Consider the following 16234-nt stretch of genomic DNA (forward strand, 5'->3'; position numbering starts at 1 on the left):
TGTCGCAGATCAAGATTTTCAACATCCCGGCCTGTCATATGCGACGAAGCGAGGTCGCCTCCCCCATGCTGCCAACTTTTTGTTAACGGCAAAATCGGATATTACCGCCATCAGCAAATGGGCGGCGGGAATATCGACGTGGCGGAAGATTTTGCAGGCGTTGCGGTAGTGCAACCAACATTGATCGACACGGCGGACGTCCGCCGGGAAATGCCGGTCCATGCCAACAGCATCAGTTTTGCGGATCGAGCGGAAAGCGGCGTGCAGCTGCTCTCGCGCTGGGCAGGCATTCTCGCCTTTGTCGGGGCCGTCGCCGCCATTGCCTATCTGATCTTCTGATCGGAATCGCTTCTCCGCAAGCTTTCTCCCAGATTAACAGCTTACAGGGTGCGCCGGGGTGGTCCCGTCGCGCCCTGTTTGCGATGAACTGAGCCGTTGTTTTGACGCGACAAGCTGCGTTCCGCCTAGTGTGTTTTACCTGGAAACATGACTAGCATGGCCCAATTGCTGCAATGCAATAAAGGGTCATATAGTTTGAATAATGATGACAGTCCGCGTTTGCGGGGCGGTATTCGTTCGCCCTTCAGACGAGAAACTCTTTGGCCGCAATGCACGAAGGCGGTTGTGTTAAGTGGTGCCGCAATATTGGCGGCAGTGCCTGCCCTCGTTTACGCGCAGGTTGATGACGGCCAGACTGAACAGAAACAGCGGAAGGTCTACGACCCGGCAGATGAGAAACGGCTGAAGGATTATGGCCTGCATCTGACTGCGGGGCTGGATCTTCTCTACGACGACAACGTCTATCGCGTCGATGATCGGGTCGAGGACCCCACCGGCGACCTGATCGTGACCCCCTCTCTGGAGGCGACCTTCGGCAAGCCGATCGGCCGCCATGACATATTGCTGCGGGGAAAGGTCGGCTACGACCAGTTCGTCTCCGAAAGTCAGCGCAGCAAATTGCGGATCGACACCGAGGCCAAGGGCAATATCCGCTTCGGCGCGACCTGTCTGGTGACGCCGTATGCCTCCTATCGCCAGCAGCGCGCCGATTATGGCGATCTCAATTCGGCGACCGAAAATCTCCAGAAATTCTCAGGCCTAGGCGCGGATTTCACCTGCGAACGGCCTGGCCTGTTCCCCGTGGCCAGCTACAGCCACGACACCACGCGCAACGCCGACCAGTTCGACTATGCCGATCAGACCAGCGACACTTTCATGGGCGGCGTGGGCTATGCCATGCCCAGTCTGGGCACGCTGACCGCTTATTATGAGCGGGTGAACAGCAAGCGCGACACGCTGGGGATCGAGAACCGGATCAACAGCTATGGCCTGCGTTTCCGGCGATCCGTGTCGCCGCTGACCCAGATCGATGCCGATGTGCGCTGGCTGGACGTCAACAGCGACAGCGCGACGGTGGGCGGCTATAGCGGGCTTGGCTGGAACGTGAAGCTGTCGACCAGCATCGTTCCGCGGCTGAAGCTGACCGGCGAGACGGAGCGCGCAATCATAAACGACAGCCTGATCGCCAGCGGCTTCGCCATTGAGAGCCGTTATCGCATCGGCGGCGAGTTTTCGATTTCGGAGCTGACGGCTGCCGGATTATATGCCGAATGGGACCGGCGTAAATTCCGGCAGGATGCAGCACTTCGTCCCTATTCCATCACCGCTGATCGCAATCGTCGCTTTGGCGGAACGCTTACCCGGAAACTTTCCGACCGTTTCGACATTACGCTCGACGCCCAGCATTATACCCGCAGAACTGACACCAGTGTTTCCAACTATAGCGGAACGCAAGTGACGCTAGGGGCAGCTCTGCGCTTTTAACCTCCAAAGATTGGGAGCCACTGGCTGTGAAAGCTGAAACTCTCCTGAAGTCCATTTCCACCCTGCTGCTGATGGCCGGCCCCATGGCAGCAACCGCGCAGACGGCTGCCGCGCCTGCGGCTGCCTCCGCGCCTCAGCCGGCAAGCGCCGGTTATCAGCTCGGCCCTGACGACGAAGTGAAGATCTCCGTCTTCGGTCAGCCGGACCTGTCGACGACGACGCGCATCAAGGCGGACGGCACGGTCGTTCTCGCCCTCGTCGGGGCAGTCCCGGCGCAGGGCAAGACGACCACGCAGCTCGCCAATGATATCGCGGCGGGCTATGCCAGCGGCGGCTATCTGACCAAGCCGTCGGTCAGCGTCGAAGTGAACACCTATGTCAGCCGTTTCGTGACGGTGCTCGGCAATGTGCCGCAAGCGGGCAACTATCCGCTGGATCGCAATTATACGGTCGCCTCGATGCTGGCCAAGGCAGGCGGGTCGACCAAGGACGGCGCCAATGCCGTGATCCTGACGCCGGCCGACGGCAGCGGGCCGGTGCGCATTTCGCTGGCCGACATGGCGGCGGGCGCGATGCGCCCATTGCAGCCGGGCGACACGCTGTTCGTGCCGCCGGCCGAGAAAGTCTACGTCTATGGCCAGGTGCAGCAGCCCGGCGCCTTTTCCTACGTGCCGGGGCAAAGCTTCCGGCAGGCATTGGCGCTGGCGGGCGGTCCTACGCTGGCAGGTTCAACGAAACGCATAAAAGTGCGCCGGGAGGGGAAGGAAATACAGGCCAATCTGGACGATCCAGTGAAGCCTGAAGATGTCCTCATCATCCGGGAGAAGCTGTTTTGACGACCATCGATCAAGGCTTCATGCAACAAAAGTCCGGCATGCTGGACTGGCTGACGTCGCTGACGCGCAGCAAGGGGGAACGGCGCAACGACCGGATCATTCCCGACAATGTGCCGCTGCATCTGGACGTGCCCGCGCTGCCGGGCTTCCGGCAGGATTCGACCGTGGAGGAAGCGTCCGACGACGGCCACCGGCCGCTGTCGATGAGCGCTATGGCCGCGCCGATCAAGCCGATCAGCCTGCGCCGGGACAGTATTTATTCCGCCTTCAACACCGCCCTGCCCGTCACCGATCGCCATGGGCTGGCCGGTCGCAACAGCGAGCTGGAAAAGCTGGTCGAGGCGATCGTGGTCCAGCGCAAACATGCCGTGATCTTCGGCACGCGAGGGTCGGGCAAGACCTCCCTCGCCCGCGTGTTCGGCGATCTGGCCGATGAGGCTGGCTGCGTCGCCCTCTATGCCTCCGCCAGTGGCGAAGCGGATTTCGACACGCTGTTCCGTCCGTTCCTGACCGAACTGCCGATGAGCGCGGCGGGTCGCGACCGGGTCGCCAAGATGGCGAACGAGCCCCTGGACGTCTCCCGCCTTTCCGCCCTCCTCGTGGAGGAAGTGCGGGAACGCTCCATCCTGATCCTCGACGAATATGACCGGGTGCAGTCGGAAAGCGCGAAACAGGATGTGGCGACGCTGCTCAAGCTGCTGACCGACATTCATTCGCCCGTGCAGATCGTGCTGGTCGGCATCGCCAGCGACATTGACGGACTGATCGCAGCCCATCCCTCGCTGCGCCGTCACCTCGCTCCGCAGCGGGTCGCGCCCATTCCCAAGCCTGCGCTGGAAAGGCTGCTGCTCAGCTGCGCCGACAATGCGCGCCTGTCCATCGATGCCGAAGCGCTGGACGCGCTGTCCGGCGCCGCCATGGGTTCGCCCTATCATGCGCGGCTGTTCGGCATGTCGGCGGCGCTGATCACCGAGGCCGCCGGGCGGGATCGCCTGACGCTGATGGATGTCGAGGAAGGGCTGGCGTCCTCGCTCGACGACTGGAAGGAAATGAGCGGCGCCACCCATGCGCTGTTCCAGCGGATATTGTGGGAGGCCGGTTCCTCCAAGCGGATGATCGCTCTGGCGGCGGTGGTCGCTTCGCAGATGTCGGCCATTTCCCATGACCGGCTGGTCAGGACCGGTCAGGAAGTGCTGGGCGGCGGGTCGATGATCGAAGGGCAGGCGCGCGACGCCATGGCCCGGCTGCAACCCGCGCTGGTTTCGACGCCGAACGGTGAACTGATGATGTTTGAAGATACGCTGGGGCCGCAATTCCTGCTGTTGATGGCAAAGCAGCCGGCGCCCAGCGCGCCGCCTGCACCGACGCCGGCCGAGGAAATGCGCGCCCTGCTGCGGGGAGTGGACGGGCTATGATGATGAACCCTATCGACCTGCTGACGGCGCTGAAGGCACGTTGGCGGACCGCCGCGATGATCGGCGGCATCCTGTTCCTGGCTATTGCGATCCTCGCCTTCATCCAGCCGCGGCAATATATGGGCACGGCCTCGCTGTTGCTCGACCTTTCGCAAACCGACCCCACCGACACCAATGCCGCGCAGGGCGCCAAGCCGGACACGGATGCCATATTGGGCACCCAGACCGATATCATCCGCAGCGGCAAGGTGATGAACGCCGTCGCCAAGGAAGCGGGCTTTGTCGATGCCCAGCCCACCGATCTGCCGGCCGGAGCGCGGCTGCAAAATGCCGCGGCCATGGTCGGCAAGAACATGATCGTGACCACCGGGCGCCAGAGCAACGTACTCCAGATCCAGTATCTGGACCCCGATCCTCAGGTCGCGGCGAAAGTCGCGAACCTGATCGCCAAGATCTACATGCGCGAGCAGGTGGAACTGCGCGCGTCCCCTGCCCGCGGATCGGCCAAATGGTTCGATGAGCAGACGGAGGAAGTGCGCCGCCGCTACGAGCTGGCACAGAAGAAGCTGTCCGATTTCCAGCGCGCGCACGACATTATCGGCATCAACCGCATGGATCTTGAGGCCGAGAAGCTGAAGAACATGTCGTATCAGCTGACGCAGGCGCAGGCGGAAGCCGCGGCGGCGCGGTCGAAGGCTGGTGCAGGCAGCGTGTCGGACATCGAAGGATCGCTGATCGTCCAGAATTTGCAGCAGCAGGTGGCGGAGCAGTCGGCCAAAGTGTCCGAACTGCAAAAGACGCTTGGTCCCAATCACCCGACCATGGCCGCGGCCACGGCGCAGCTTTCCGAACTTCAGTCGAAGCTGGGGGCAGCGCGGGCAAGCCAGGCAGGCGCTGTCAATGCCAATAGCGTGGCGGCCAACCGCCGGGAAGGCGACCTCAAGTCCAACATGGCGGGCCAGGAGGATCGCATGATCCGCATGTCCGACGTGCAAGACCAGCTGATGGTGCTCCAGCGCGACGTCGATGCGGCGCGGCAGACCTATGACACGGTGCGCCAGCGCTTCAACGAAGCCGTGCTCAAGAGCCAGATCTCGCAACCGAACGCCAGCCCGCTGGACGAGGCGACCGTGCCTCTCCTGCCCGCCAAGCCCAACATCATGCTCTGGCTGATCGGCGGCGTGGCGCTGGGTCTGGTCGGCGGGATCGCGGCCGTGATCCTCATGGAAATCATCCATCCCCGCGTTCGCTCGGCCGCCGGCGTGGCCCGCGCGACCGAAGTGGAAGTCATTACCGAACTGATGCCGGTCCCCGTCCGTGGCGGCTGGTTCTTCAAACAGCAGGAGGCTGCATGAGACTGCGTTCCTCGGCAGGCGCCCCGTCGCAACTGAAGCCCGGCGGCACCGCTGCGCTGCGTCCCCGCGCCCGCGATACACAGAGCTTCGCCCGCCTGGCGGTAGAGCATGGCTTTCTGGCCGAAACCGAAGTGCACAGGGTCGAGGCGCACGCCCGGTCCCAGGGGCTGGCGCTGCATGACGCGGCAGTCGATCTGGGACTGCTCAACACTGATGACGCAGGCATCCTAGCGGCCTTGCAGGGCGGCTTTGCCTTACTGCAGGAAAGCGATGAGCGGGTCGATCCGCTGGTTGTGACCGCTTTCGATCCGGCCAATCCCTATGCCGCCAAGATGCGGACCATCCGCGCCAAGATGCGCGCAGCGGCCAAGGATGCCGATCCGGCATCGCTGCGCATGGCGGTGCTTGCGATCGACGCCGGGGACGAGGCGGCCATCATGGCGGCCAATCTGGCGGTCGTGCTGGCGCAGATGGACGGGCAGACGATGCTGATCGACGTCGACATGGGACGGCCTTCGCTCGACCGGCTGTTCCGGGTCGCCAACAAGGCTGGCCTGGCCGAACAGCTGATGGGGAGCGCAGCGCTGCTTCCCGCAGCCAAGACCGCGATCGAAGGGCTTTGGCTGATGACCGCCGGCCGTGCATCGGGCAGCGCGGCGAGCCTCATCACCCGGGGTCCGCTGGCCGAAACGGCCAATGGCTGGGGCCTGCGCGACACGTCGATGCTGTTCTACCTTGCCGAGCGAAAGGGCGAGCAGACGCCCTGGGGGAGCATACTCGCAGGCTTCGACGCGGTGGTGATCGTGGCACGGCGGGGGGACACCGCCATCGCCGACATGCGCCGGATCATCGACGATCTCGACCGTCACGGCGTGCCGATTGCCGGAACGGTGATTGCATGAGCGCCGAACAAGCGCTGGCGCATCGCCAGCCCCTGCCGTCGCCCGGTCTCGACCGGGATGAGACCACCGCGAATGTGGGCGGGGTTCCCGTCTCCACATTGTCGCTCGACGCCCTGATCGCGAAGATGCTGGTCGAGGCGCCGTTGCGGCGATCGCTGGATCAGACGCCGCTGCTGGTGTTCGACTGCAACGGGCAGGGCCTGTCGATGAATGCGAGCGACCCGCAATTCCGGGCCAATCTGGCGCAGGCCGACCTGATCCATGCCGACGGACAGATCATTGTCGCGGCGTCGCGCTGGTTCGGCGGCCCGGCCATTGCCGACCGGTCCAGCACGACGGACATGTTCATCGACAGTCTGAAACCGGCCGCTGAGGCGGGCGTCCGCTACTATCTGCTGGGTGCCGAGGAGAAGGTGAACGCGCAATGCGCCCGCGACATCGTCGCCATGGCGCCGGGCCTTCAGGTCGCCGGGCGGCGCAACGGATTCTGGAAGCCTGAAGAAGAAGACGCCGTCATCGATGCGATCAACGCGGCCGCGCCCGACGTGCTCTGGGTCGGCACCGGGAAACCGCGTGAGCAGGCCTTTTGCGTGCGCAACCGCGACCGGATCAAGGCGGGATGGATCGTCAGTTGCGGCGGCCTGTTCAACTATATCACCGGCGACTACCCGCGCGCGCCGCTCTGGATGCAGAAATCCGGCTTCGAATGGCTCCACCGCATGGCGACGCGGCCCAAGGAGCTGGCCTGGCGCTACATCACCACCAATCCGCATGCGCTCTGGCTGATCTGGAAGCATCGCAATGGCTGAAGTCCAAGCCGCGGACACCCCTTCCGTGGGAGGCCGCGTCCAGCGCCTTGGCAGCCTGTTCGGCCGCTTTGGCCTTGCCAGCCTGTCGTCGGCGATCGTTTCGGTCAGCCATTTGCTGATCCAGCTTTTTTCGATCCACCATCTGGGGACGGCGGCGATCGGCACGCTGGCCTTCCTGCTGGTGATCATCCAGTTCGGCTACAGCCTGTCCAACGCGCTGGTGTCGACGCCCTACACGATCGCGGTGAACCAGAGCGACGAACCGGATGCGCGAGGGTTTGATTTCTTCTTCCCCGTCAATCTGATGCTGGCGGCCAGCCAGGGGATGATCTGCGCGGGCATCGCCTGGGCGACGGCCTCGCCCCAAGCCGCGCTGCTGTTCGGCCTTGCCGGGACGCTGTCGCTGATCCGCTGGTTCGGGCGGTCCAACGCCTATGCGCATCATGCCCCGGCCCGCGCCGCGCGGTCCGATCTGGCTTATGCAGGGACGATTCTTGCCGGATTGCTGATTGCGATGCGGACGGGCGCGGACATGTCCGCCATCGGCGGAATGCTGGTGGCGGCAAGTCTCGTGGGTCTGCTGCCGTTCGGCCTTGGCTATCTACAGCGGCATGTGGCCATGGCGCCGGGACGCGCCCTTGGCGCCTATCGCCCGGTTTGGAAGGAGCAATCGGCCTGGACGCTGGTCGGCGTGCTGTCGACCGAGGCGACCTCCAACTCGCACAGCTATATCGTCACGCTGCTGGCCGGGCCGACCGCCTTCGCGCCGATCGCGGTAGGGATGCTGTTCTTCCGCCCGGTCAATGTCTGCATCACCGCCCTCACCCAGTTGGAGCGTCCGCGCATGACCCGTGCCGTGGCGCGGGGCGATCATGACGCAGCGATCAGGTCGGAGCGGCTGTTCATGGCCGCACTGGTGACGCTCTGGCTGGGAACCTGCGTTGTGGCGGCGATCGCGCTCTACGCCTTTCCGGGGTTGATCCTGAAGCCGACGCTCGACCATCGGCTGGTCATGATCGCGGTGGGTCTTTGCGCCCTGCTGTCGCTCGTCCAGTGCGTGCAGACGCCGATGAGCGTCATGACGCAGGCGCGCAAGGCCTTCCGCCCGCTGGCCGCGCAGAGCATGAGGAGTTGCGGCGTCGGCATCGCGGCCGTCAGCCTGCTGGTGCTGGGGACGGCCCCGGTCTTTTCCGTTGGCGGCGTCGTGCTGTCGCAGCTCGTCATGATGATCGGCATCTGGCAGCTCGACCGCAAATGGCGGCGCGACCAGCAGGAGGCCATCTGACCATGGCCACCAGCTGGCACCGCAGCGGAATTGCCGCACCCGCATCCCCAAGCAGGCTGCGCGCAGAGGAAGGGAGCCGTCGGCTCGTCTGGATCGCGCAGATCTTCTACTTCATCTTCCTGATGATGGTCTTCATCGGCCAGCAGCCCTTCGCGTCCCGCACCCAGGACGAACTGGTGGCGATGGCGCAGGAAAATGACGGGTCGGACCTGTTCAAACAGGCTCTGTTCATCGGTTTCGCGATCCTGCTGACCGGGGTGCAGATCATCCGCAAACATCCGCTGCGCTACAGATTCAGCTTCTGGCCGCTGGCGATCATGCTGGTCTGGTTCTTCATCACCTGCACATGGGGCGTCGATCCGTTCGTGTCCTTCAAGCGGGCGATGCAGCAGCTGATCGTGATCTACATCACCTTCTGCGCCCTATCCCTGATCGGGCCGCAGCGGCTGTTCGACGCCCTGCGATGGGCGCTCATCACCTCGCTCATCATCTGCTGGATTTCGCTGCCGCTGACCCCGGCCGCCGTCCACCCGGCGACGGAGAGCGACAAGGCGCTGATCGGCGCGTGGCGCGGTTTCTTCTTCCACAAGAATATCGCGGGCGCTGTCATGGCGCTCTGCTTCATCGTCTGCGGCAACAGCTGGATCGACAGGCGCAAATGGTATTATGCGCTGTTCGCGCTCATGGCCTTCGTCTTCGTCATCGGGACCAAGAGCAAGACGTCGCTGGCGCTATGCGTCGGGATGCTGGCGATCAGCAACATCTATCGGGCGCTGAGCGACAACACGCAAAAGCGCGCGATCCTGCTGCTGATGCTGGGGTTCGGCATGGTCGGCTTTCTGGGCCTCTACATCGCCTATCAACCGACCATCGAGCGGCTGTTCGCCGATCCCACCAGCTTCACCGGGCGGGTGTCGATCTGGCGCGTGGCGTTGGATTATCTCGCCGACCATCCTTATCTGGGCGCGGGCTTCGGTGGATTCTGGCAGGTGGGCATCCATTCCCCGGCCCATGACTATCTCAACCAGCAGTTCCAGATGCTGACCGCCCATTCGCATGACGGCTATCTGGAAATCTGGGTGACGACCGGGCCGGTCGGACTAATCATGCTGCTCATCAGCTTTCTGGCGCTGCCCGCTTACTGGTTCCTGACCGGCGCGACCAGGGAGAACCAGTCGCTGATGGTTCCGGCCTTCGCGATCTGGGTGTTCGTCATGTACCAGAATCTGCTGGAAACCAGCTTTTTCGACAAGGATCGCCAGGTCTGGGTGATCTTCCTCGCGGCGGTCGCGACCGCCCACGCAACCTTCAAGGCCAGGCCGCGCCCGATATGGTCCCGGCGGCATCTGCCCCAGGCGGAGAGTGTGAATGGCTAAAATCATCGTCTGCATTGCAACCTGCAACCGGCCCCAGGGGCTGGCTCGGACTCTGGAATCCCTTGGCGCGCAGCAAACGCAGCACAGCCTTGAAATATTGGTGGCCGACAATGACGCTGCCCGGAGGGAAGGCATGGCCGTGGTCGAAAAGCTCGCCACGCGGGGCTATCGCTGGCCGATAGAGGCGCTGCTGGTTCCCGAACGCGGCATACCGCTGGTGCGCAACGCGCTGGTTGCGGCTGCCCTGGCACGGCCGGGAGCTACTCATATCGCCATGCTGGACGACGACGAGGCCGCCTCCCCCGGCTGGATCGACGCGATGGCCGATACGGCGTCGCGGTGGCAGGCCGATGTGGTGGGCGGCGCGGTGCTGCGCGAAATGGACAGCCAGATCGCGTCCTGGGCCGCGCGCCATCCCCTGCTGGCGGCCAAGCAGCGTGGACAATCCGGCCCGGTGGCGCTGGTCGACAGCACGGCAAACGTACTGATGGCCGCGACGGCGCTGCACGCCATGGGTCCACGCCCCTTCGACGATCGCATGGCGCTGACCGGCGGTTCGGACAAGCAGCTTTTCACCCGCATGAAGCGGGCGGGCTTCCGCTTCGCCTGGTCGGAGGAAGCGGTCGTCACCGAACTCATTCCCGCCAGCCGCGTCACCGCCAAATGGCTGCTGATGCGCGGCTATCGCGTCGGCATGACCGATATGATGGTAGAGCGCTTTCACAAGGGGCGTCTGCGCGCCCTTACCAGCGAAGCGCCCCGGATCGCTGCCGGCTTCCTCGTCGGATCGCTGGGCGCAATCGCCACGTTCGACCGGGGGAAGCGGGTCGAGCGGCTTGGCAAGCTCTACCGCGCTGCCGGCAAGGTCGCCGGTCTCGCGGGCATCCATTATGAAGAATATCGAAAGGTGCACGGCGCATGAGCAATGCGGCCCCTCAACCCTTTTTCTCCGTCGTCATTCCGCTCTACAACCGCGCGGAGATCGTCGGCGACACCATCCGCTCCGTCCTTGCGCAGGACTGGCAGGATTTCGAGATCGTGGTGATCGACGACGGTTCCCGCGACAATCCGGGGCCGGTGATCGACGCCATCGGCGATCCCCGCGTGCGCTATATCCGGCAGGACAATGCAGGTGGCGGGGCGGCGCGCAACGCCGGGATCATGGCATCGGACGGCCGCTACATCGCGTTTCTCGATTCCGACGACCTGTTCCTGCCCGGCAAGCTTTCCATCATGGCCAAGGCGCTGGCGGAGGACGACGGCAGCACCGTCCTCTATTCGCGGATGAAGGTCGACCGCGGCGTCGACCGCTATTGGATCAGGCCCGATCGCGGCATTCGCGAGGGCGAGGATGTGGGCGAATATCTGTTCTGCGCCAACCAGTTCATGCAGACCAGCACCATGGTCGTGCCGACCCGCATGGCGCAGGACGTTCTCTTCGACCCTGCGCTGAAAAAGGGACAGGATCTGGACTTCTGCGTCCGGCTTCAGGGCGCGGGCGCCCGTTTCCGCATGATCGACCAGCCGCTGACCGTCTGGCTGGACGCGACGGAAGCGGGGCGCACATCCTATGTGAAGGGCTATGAAACCTCGCTCGACTGGCTCGACCGCTGCGGCCATATGCTGACGCTGCGGGCGCGGCGGGGTTATCGGGCGACGGTGCTGGCCTATCATATGGCGCCGGTCCGGCCCGTGGCGGCGATCAGGGATCTTGCGGTCGGCATGGTCGCGGGCGGCGTGCCCCCGAAGGTGATCGCCCGGCAGGTGCTGCGTTCCTACCTGCCCAAGCCGCTCTACCGCTCGCTGGTCAACGGCTTCGTGCTGCGCTTCGGCAAGGCAGGGACCGCGCATGGCGGAGCCACTTCGTGATGACCGCATGGCAACCTCCGTCCAGTCTGCGGGCAGCCGCCGCCTCGCCGCTGTTTTCCGTCGTGATACCCACCTATCAGCGGCGCGATGCCGTGGTGGCCGCCGTCATGTCCGCGCTGGAACAGACGATCGCCATCATCGAGGTGATCGTCGTCGTCGACGGATCGACCGACGGGACGGAAGTTGCTCTGGGCGCGATCAACGACCCGCGCCTGAAGGTCATCGTGCAGGAAAATCGCGGCGCGGCCGCTGCCCGCAACAAGGGGGTCGATCATGCGCGGGGGCGCTATATCGCCTTCCTCGATTGCGACGACCGTTTCCTGCCGCATCATCTTTCCGACCTGTTGCCGCTGTTGCAGGAAAGCGATGACGTCGTCGCCTATGGGCAGGTGCTGGCCGACCGGGGCGAAGGGCGCAATTTCCTGAAGCCCCCCCGCGCCATCGCCCATGGCGAAACCATGGACCGCTATCTGATGTGCGACCGAGGGTTCATCCAGACCAGCAGCCTGGCGCTCAGCCGATCGCTGGCGGGCAAGGTCCGCTATCGCGAGGATGTGAAGTTCGGCGACGATACCGACTTTGCCATGCGGCTGTCGCTTGCCGGGGCGCGTTTCCTGATGACCGAAAGACCGGGCACGATCTGGGCCGACCGGCACGCCGACGATCGGCTGTCGCATGTTCGCGGCAGCATCGGCAGCCTCATCTGGCTCAGGGACCTGAAGCCCCATATCTCCCCCCGCGCCTTTTCCGCCTATATGGGCTGGCACGCGGCGAAGAGCATCTGGCCGACCAGCCGGCGGCAGGCGATGCGCTATTATCTGGGCGCGGTCTGTCGGGGCGCCTTCGGGCCGCGGCTGGCGGCGACGGTGCTGCTCCAGATCGTCATGCCCGATCCGGTCTACCGGCGCATATCGGACCGCTGGATCGATTTTTCACATATATTTGCCGGAAAGGGACAGCGGCTGTGACTGCCACCATGGAACGGCGGGAATTTCTGGCCGGGGCGCTGGCACTAGGCGCCTGTTCGCCCGTCGTGCCCTCCCATGCCCAGGAAAGCGTCTCGTCCGAGGGATTGGCCGCCCATGCGCGGCGGTCGGGACGCTATTTCGGCGCGGCCATCAAGTCGCGACAGTTGCGGGAAGATCCCGACTTCACCACCGCCGTCGCGCGCGAGTGCGACATGGTGGTTCAGGAATATGAGCTGAAGCGCGGCACGACCGAGCCAAAGCCGGGCAAATATGATTTCAGCGGCGCAGACCAGATCATCGCCTTCGCGCAGGATCACGGCATGCGGGCCCGTGGCCATGCATTGGTCTGGTATGCAGCGCAGCCAAAATGGCTGGAGCCTGCGCTGAAGCTGGCAAACAGAGGCGGGCGGGAGAAGCTGATGACCAGCTATATCGACACCGCCATGGACCGTTATGCGGGCAGGATCGCCGAATGGGACGTCGTCAACGAAGCGCTGGAACCCAATGACGGCCGCGCCGACGGCATGCGCCAGAACAGCATGTGGATGCAGGCGCTGGGCGAGGATTATATCGACATCGCCTTTCATCGCGCACGCAACGCCGATCCCCGCGCCACGCTGTTCCTGACGGATTTCGGCCTGGAGCATGACTCCCCGCGCTGCGAGCGGCGGCGGACGGCCATGCTGAAACTGCTCGACCGGCTGAAGGCGCGGGACGTGCCGATCGACGCGATCGGCATACAAGGGCATCTGAAGCCGTTCAGGGAAGGTTTCAACCAGGCCGTCTTCGCCCGCTTTCTCGATCAGCTGCGCGGCTATGGCCTGACCTTTTCAGTGACGGAATTCGACGTCGCCGATCGCGGCGGGCCACCCAATCCCGACAAGCGCGACCAGCAGATCGCCTCCGTCGCCAAGGCCTTTCTGGATGTGGCGCTGGACAATCCGGCGATGCGGTCGATCCTCTGCTGGGGTCTTTCCGACCGATATAGCTGGCTGTCCAACTTCCCGGATTATAAATGGCCCGACGGACAGCTTTCCCGCGGCCTGCCGCTGGACGGCGATATGCGCCGCAAACCGCTATGGGACGCGATCGCCTCCGCCTTCGATGCCGCCCCCGCGATCGGCAGGAGGCGCGCATGAGAATCTCGTCCCTCACCGGCCTTCGCGGCGTGGCGGCGGTGTCGGTGCTGCTGTACCACATACCGCACAACCCGGCTTTCGAAGCCTTTCGCATCCCCCTCTTTTCGCGCGCCTATCTGGCCGTCGACCTGTTCTTCATCCTCAGCGGTTTCGTCATTTCCTTCGGCTATCACGACCGGGTGGTGAACCATCTGGGGCGGGCGAGCTACATCGACTTCCTCGTGAACCGCATGGCGCGGGTCTGGCCGCTCCATCTGATCGTGACGCTGGTGTTCATGGGCCGGATATTGCTCAACGTGTCGGGCAGTCAGGCGATCGATCTCAACGCGCCCAATATCTTCACCAATCTGCTGATGGTGCAGAGCTGGGGCTGGGGCACGGAGCCGATTGCGGGCAACAGCTGGTCGGTGAGTACGGAAGTAGCGGCCTATCTCATCTACCCCCTGATCGCGATCATCGCCTTTTCGCGCGCCGCCTGGGTGCAGGGCGCGGTCTGCGTCGGGATATTGGCGCTGGTGGCATCGTCAGGCCTGGGATCCAGCGGGCCGCTGGACGTCAACGACAGCGACACGGTGCTGACGCTGCTGCGCTGTCTCGCCGGCTTCTCGCTGGGCGTGCTGACCTATCGCTGCGCGGAAAAGGACTGGTGCAAACGGCTGGTCGACCGGCAAGGCGGCTTCGCCATGGTTTGCGGCCTGATCGCACTGGCGCTGATGCTGCCGGGGAAGGCCGATGTGCTGGTCGTCTGCCTGATGCCCGCGCTGGTTCTCAGCTGCTATTATAACGGCGCGGCGGCGCGGGCGGTGATGGCCAATCCGGTGAGCTTTCACCTCGGTCTCATCAGCTATTCCATCTATCTCTGGCACCCGCTGGTGCGCGACGTCTTCGCGCGCGGCATGGGGGTCGCGCACAAACATGGCATCACCAGCTTCGACGGTCTGTTCATCGCAGCCATGCTGGTCGCGACATGGCTGCTCTGCTGGGCGAGCTATGCGCTGGTGGAAGTGCGCGGGCATCAGTTCATCAAGTGGCTCCAGCGCGGCGGCAAGCCGCGCAAGCCGGCCGTCAAGGCCACCGCCTGATGGCTGCGATCTGGATCGCCATTCCCACATTCCGGCGACCCCGGCAGCTTGCGCACCTGCTGGAGACGCTGCGCGCCATGGTGGACCGCCATGACGTGATGGTGCTGGTCGCCGACAATGATCCGGTCGGACAGGAAGGCGCCGCGACGGTGCGCCGGTTGCAGGCGGAGGGCTATCCCCTGCCCCTGACGCTGCTGACGGTCAGTCAGCCGGGCCTTTGCGCCGTGCGCAACGCGATCAGCGATGCCGCGCTGGCAGATCCGGAGATGCGCTTTCTGGCCATGATCGACGATGACGAGTGGCCGCAGCCGGGCTGGCTGGACGCGCTGCTCATCTGTCAGGCGCAGGTGGGCGCCGATGTCGTCGCGGGTCCGGTCGACAGCTGCTTCGTCGGAAAGGCGCCGCGCTGGGCCAAGGAAAGTCTGGTCTTTCGTCCGGAGGAGCGGCCCTGGGGCGCCACCGGCCTGCTTTGGGCCAGCAACAATCTGCTGATCGCGCGCCGCGCCTTTGCCCTGATCGGCGATCCGTGGTTCGATCCCCGGTTCAACCGCAGCGGCGGGGAGGATCTGGATTTTCTCAGCCGCCTTTACGATGCAGGCGCGCGCTTTGGCTGGTCGCCGGATGCGCGGGTCAGCGAATGGGTGCCGGCGGAGCGGGCGCGTCTGTCATGGGTATTGCGCCGCATGTGGCGGATCGGCTGCACCGAAACGATGGCGCGGCGAAAGCAATTGCCGGGCAGGGCCGGAACGGCGAAGCTGCTGGTCCGCTCCCTTGCCATATTGGGTCTTCGCACCGCCGGTCTGGCAGCGCTGATGCTGCCGGGCGCGCGCCGCGTCGACATTGCCGGGCAGTGGATCAAAAGCTGGGGGCGCCTCTATGCCCTCGCAGGAGGCGCCCAAAGTTCTTATGGCGCGTTGTAGATCTTGAAGCTCTTGATGACCATGTCGCCAGAGCCGTCATCATAGGCGCCGCTGGTCTTCACCGCCACGTCCATGATCGGATAGAAGCGGAAGCCCTTGAACGGATTGACCGATTGATAGGTTTCCTTCCCGTCCACGAACCAGGTGATGTAATCGCGCTGGATGTCCACGGCGAAGCGATGGAAATCCTGCGAAAAGCCGGAAAGGCCGTAGGCCTGCTCGGCCTGGATGGTCACGCCGCGCTGGCCATAGCGGGTGCTGTTGGCGCCGACATGGATCGTATGGGCGATGTGGCGGTCGAAATCCCAATAGCTCTGATAGCCGAAGCCCTCGTAAATATCGATTTCCGGAGGCCAGCCACTGGTCGACACCAGCCAGAAGGCCGGCCATGACCCGCGCCGGTTGGGCATGCGGGCCTCCCATTCATATTGGCCATAGCCGATCTGGGTGGCCA

General features: G+C 64.3%; 16 protein-coding genes. 15 read left to right on the top strand and 1 reads right to left on the bottom strand.

The window, feature by feature from the left end; all coding sequences use genetic code 11:
• The first annotated feature begins 117 nt into the window (after positions 1-117).
• The 15 genes from ACFC3J_RS06770 to ACFC3J_RS06840 all read left to right on the top strand — a co-directional run bounded on the left by ACFC3J_RS06770 (position 118) and on the right by ACFC3J_RS06840 (position 15780).
• Positions 118-339 carry a hypothetical protein gene (locus tag ACFC3J_RS06770; protein ID WP_375195437.1) on the top strand — a complete coding sequence of 74 codons (222 nt, stop codon included), beginning with the start codon at positions 118-120 and terminating at the stop codon, positions 337-339.
• Between the two features lie 315 nt (positions 340-654).
• Positions 655-1824, top strand: coding sequence for a hypothetical protein (locus ACFC3J_RS06775; RefSeq protein ID WP_375195438.1), 1170 nt, complete (start codon positions 655-657; stop codon positions 1822-1824).
• 26 nt (positions 1825-1850) lie between these two features.
• Positions 1851-2660 (top strand): polysaccharide biosynthesis/export family protein, encoded by an 810-nt coding sequence (locus tag ACFC3J_RS06780; protein WP_375195439.1) that lies wholly within the window; start codon positions 1851-1853, stop codon positions 2658-2660.
• Complete coding sequence (locus tag ACFC3J_RS06785) at positions 2657-4075, top strand: ATP-binding protein (RefSeq protein WP_375195440.1); 1419 nt, start codon at positions 2657-2659, stop codon at positions 4073-4075. Before ACFC3J_RS06780 ends, ACFC3J_RS06785 begins: the two co-directional genes overlap by 4 nt.
• A complete protein-coding gene (locus ACFC3J_RS06790) occupies positions 4072-5430 on the top strand; it encodes a GNVR domain-containing protein (RefSeq protein WP_375195441.1) in 1359 nt (452 codons plus the stop codon). Before ACFC3J_RS06785 ends, ACFC3J_RS06790 begins: the two co-directional genes overlap by 4 nt.
• Positions 5427-6332, top strand: coding sequence for a capsular biosynthesis protein (locus ACFC3J_RS06795; protein WP_375195442.1), 906 nt, complete (start codon positions 5427-5429; stop codon positions 6330-6332). The genes ACFC3J_RS06790 and ACFC3J_RS06795 overlap by 4 nt, the downstream gene beginning before the upstream one ends.
• Complete coding sequence (locus ACFC3J_RS06800; protein ID WP_375195443.1) at positions 6329-7141, top strand: WecB/TagA/CpsF family glycosyltransferase; 813 nt, start codon at positions 6329-6331, stop codon at positions 7139-7141. Before ACFC3J_RS06795 ends, ACFC3J_RS06800 begins: the two co-directional genes overlap by 4 nt.
• Positions 7134-8426, top strand: a complete 1293-nt coding sequence (locus ACFC3J_RS06805; protein WP_375195444.1) for a polysaccharide biosynthesis protein — start codon at positions 7134-7136, stop codon at positions 8424-8426. The genes ACFC3J_RS06800 and ACFC3J_RS06805 overlap by 8 nt, the downstream gene beginning before the upstream one ends.
• Complete coding sequence (locus tag ACFC3J_RS06810; protein WP_375195445.1) at positions 8396-9802, top strand: O-antigen ligase family protein; 1407 nt, start codon at positions 8396-8398, stop codon at positions 9800-9802. The genes ACFC3J_RS06805 and ACFC3J_RS06810 overlap by 31 nt, the downstream gene beginning before the upstream one ends.
• Positions 9795-10724 carry a glycosyltransferase family 2 protein gene (locus tag ACFC3J_RS06815; protein ID WP_375195446.1) on the top strand — a complete coding sequence of 310 codons (930 nt, stop codon included), beginning with the start codon at positions 9795-9797 and terminating at the stop codon, positions 10722-10724. Before ACFC3J_RS06810 ends, ACFC3J_RS06815 begins: the two co-directional genes overlap by 8 nt.
• The gene (locus ACFC3J_RS06820) at positions 10721-11671 is read left to right on the top strand and encodes a glycosyltransferase family 2 protein (RefSeq protein WP_375195447.1); all 951 of its coding nucleotides are present in this window, start codon (positions 10721-10723) and stop codon (positions 11669-11671) included. The genes ACFC3J_RS06815 and ACFC3J_RS06820 overlap by 4 nt, the downstream gene beginning before the upstream one ends.
• The gene (locus ACFC3J_RS06825) at positions 11671-12639 is read left to right on the top strand and encodes a glycosyltransferase family 2 protein (RefSeq protein ID WP_375195452.1); all 969 of its coding nucleotides are present in this window, start codon (positions 11671-11673) and stop codon (positions 12637-12639) included. The genes ACFC3J_RS06820 and ACFC3J_RS06825 overlap by 1 nt, the downstream gene beginning before the upstream one ends.
• Before the next feature lie 8 nt (positions 12640-12647).
• Entirely contained in the window at positions 12648-13778 is a 1131-nt protein-coding gene (locus tag ACFC3J_RS06830; protein WP_375195453.1) for an endo-1,4-beta-xylanase, read from the top strand.
• Positions 13775-14860, top strand: a complete 1086-nt coding sequence (locus tag ACFC3J_RS06835) for an acyltransferase family protein (RefSeq protein WP_375195448.1) — start codon at positions 13775-13777, stop codon at positions 14858-14860. The genes ACFC3J_RS06830 and ACFC3J_RS06835 overlap by 4 nt, the downstream gene beginning before the upstream one ends.
• Entirely contained in the window at positions 14860-15780 is a 921-nt protein-coding gene (locus ACFC3J_RS06840; RefSeq protein WP_375195449.1) for a glycosyltransferase family 2 protein, read from the top strand. Before ACFC3J_RS06835 ends, ACFC3J_RS06840 begins: the two co-directional genes overlap by 1 nt.
• On the opposite strand, the gene ACFC3J_RS06845 is transcribed toward ACFC3J_RS06840, so the two are convergent.
• The coding region (locus tag ACFC3J_RS06845; protein WP_375195450.1) for a family 16 glycosylhydrolase at positions 15765-16234 on the bottom strand (470 nt) is incomplete at its 5' end. The genes ACFC3J_RS06840 and ACFC3J_RS06845 overlap by 16 nt on opposite strands.

This window comes from Sphingobium sp. (assembly GCF_041987595.1).
Taxonomy (GTDB): Bacteria; Pseudomonadota; Alphaproteobacteria; order Sphingomonadales; family Sphingomonadaceae; genus Sphingobium.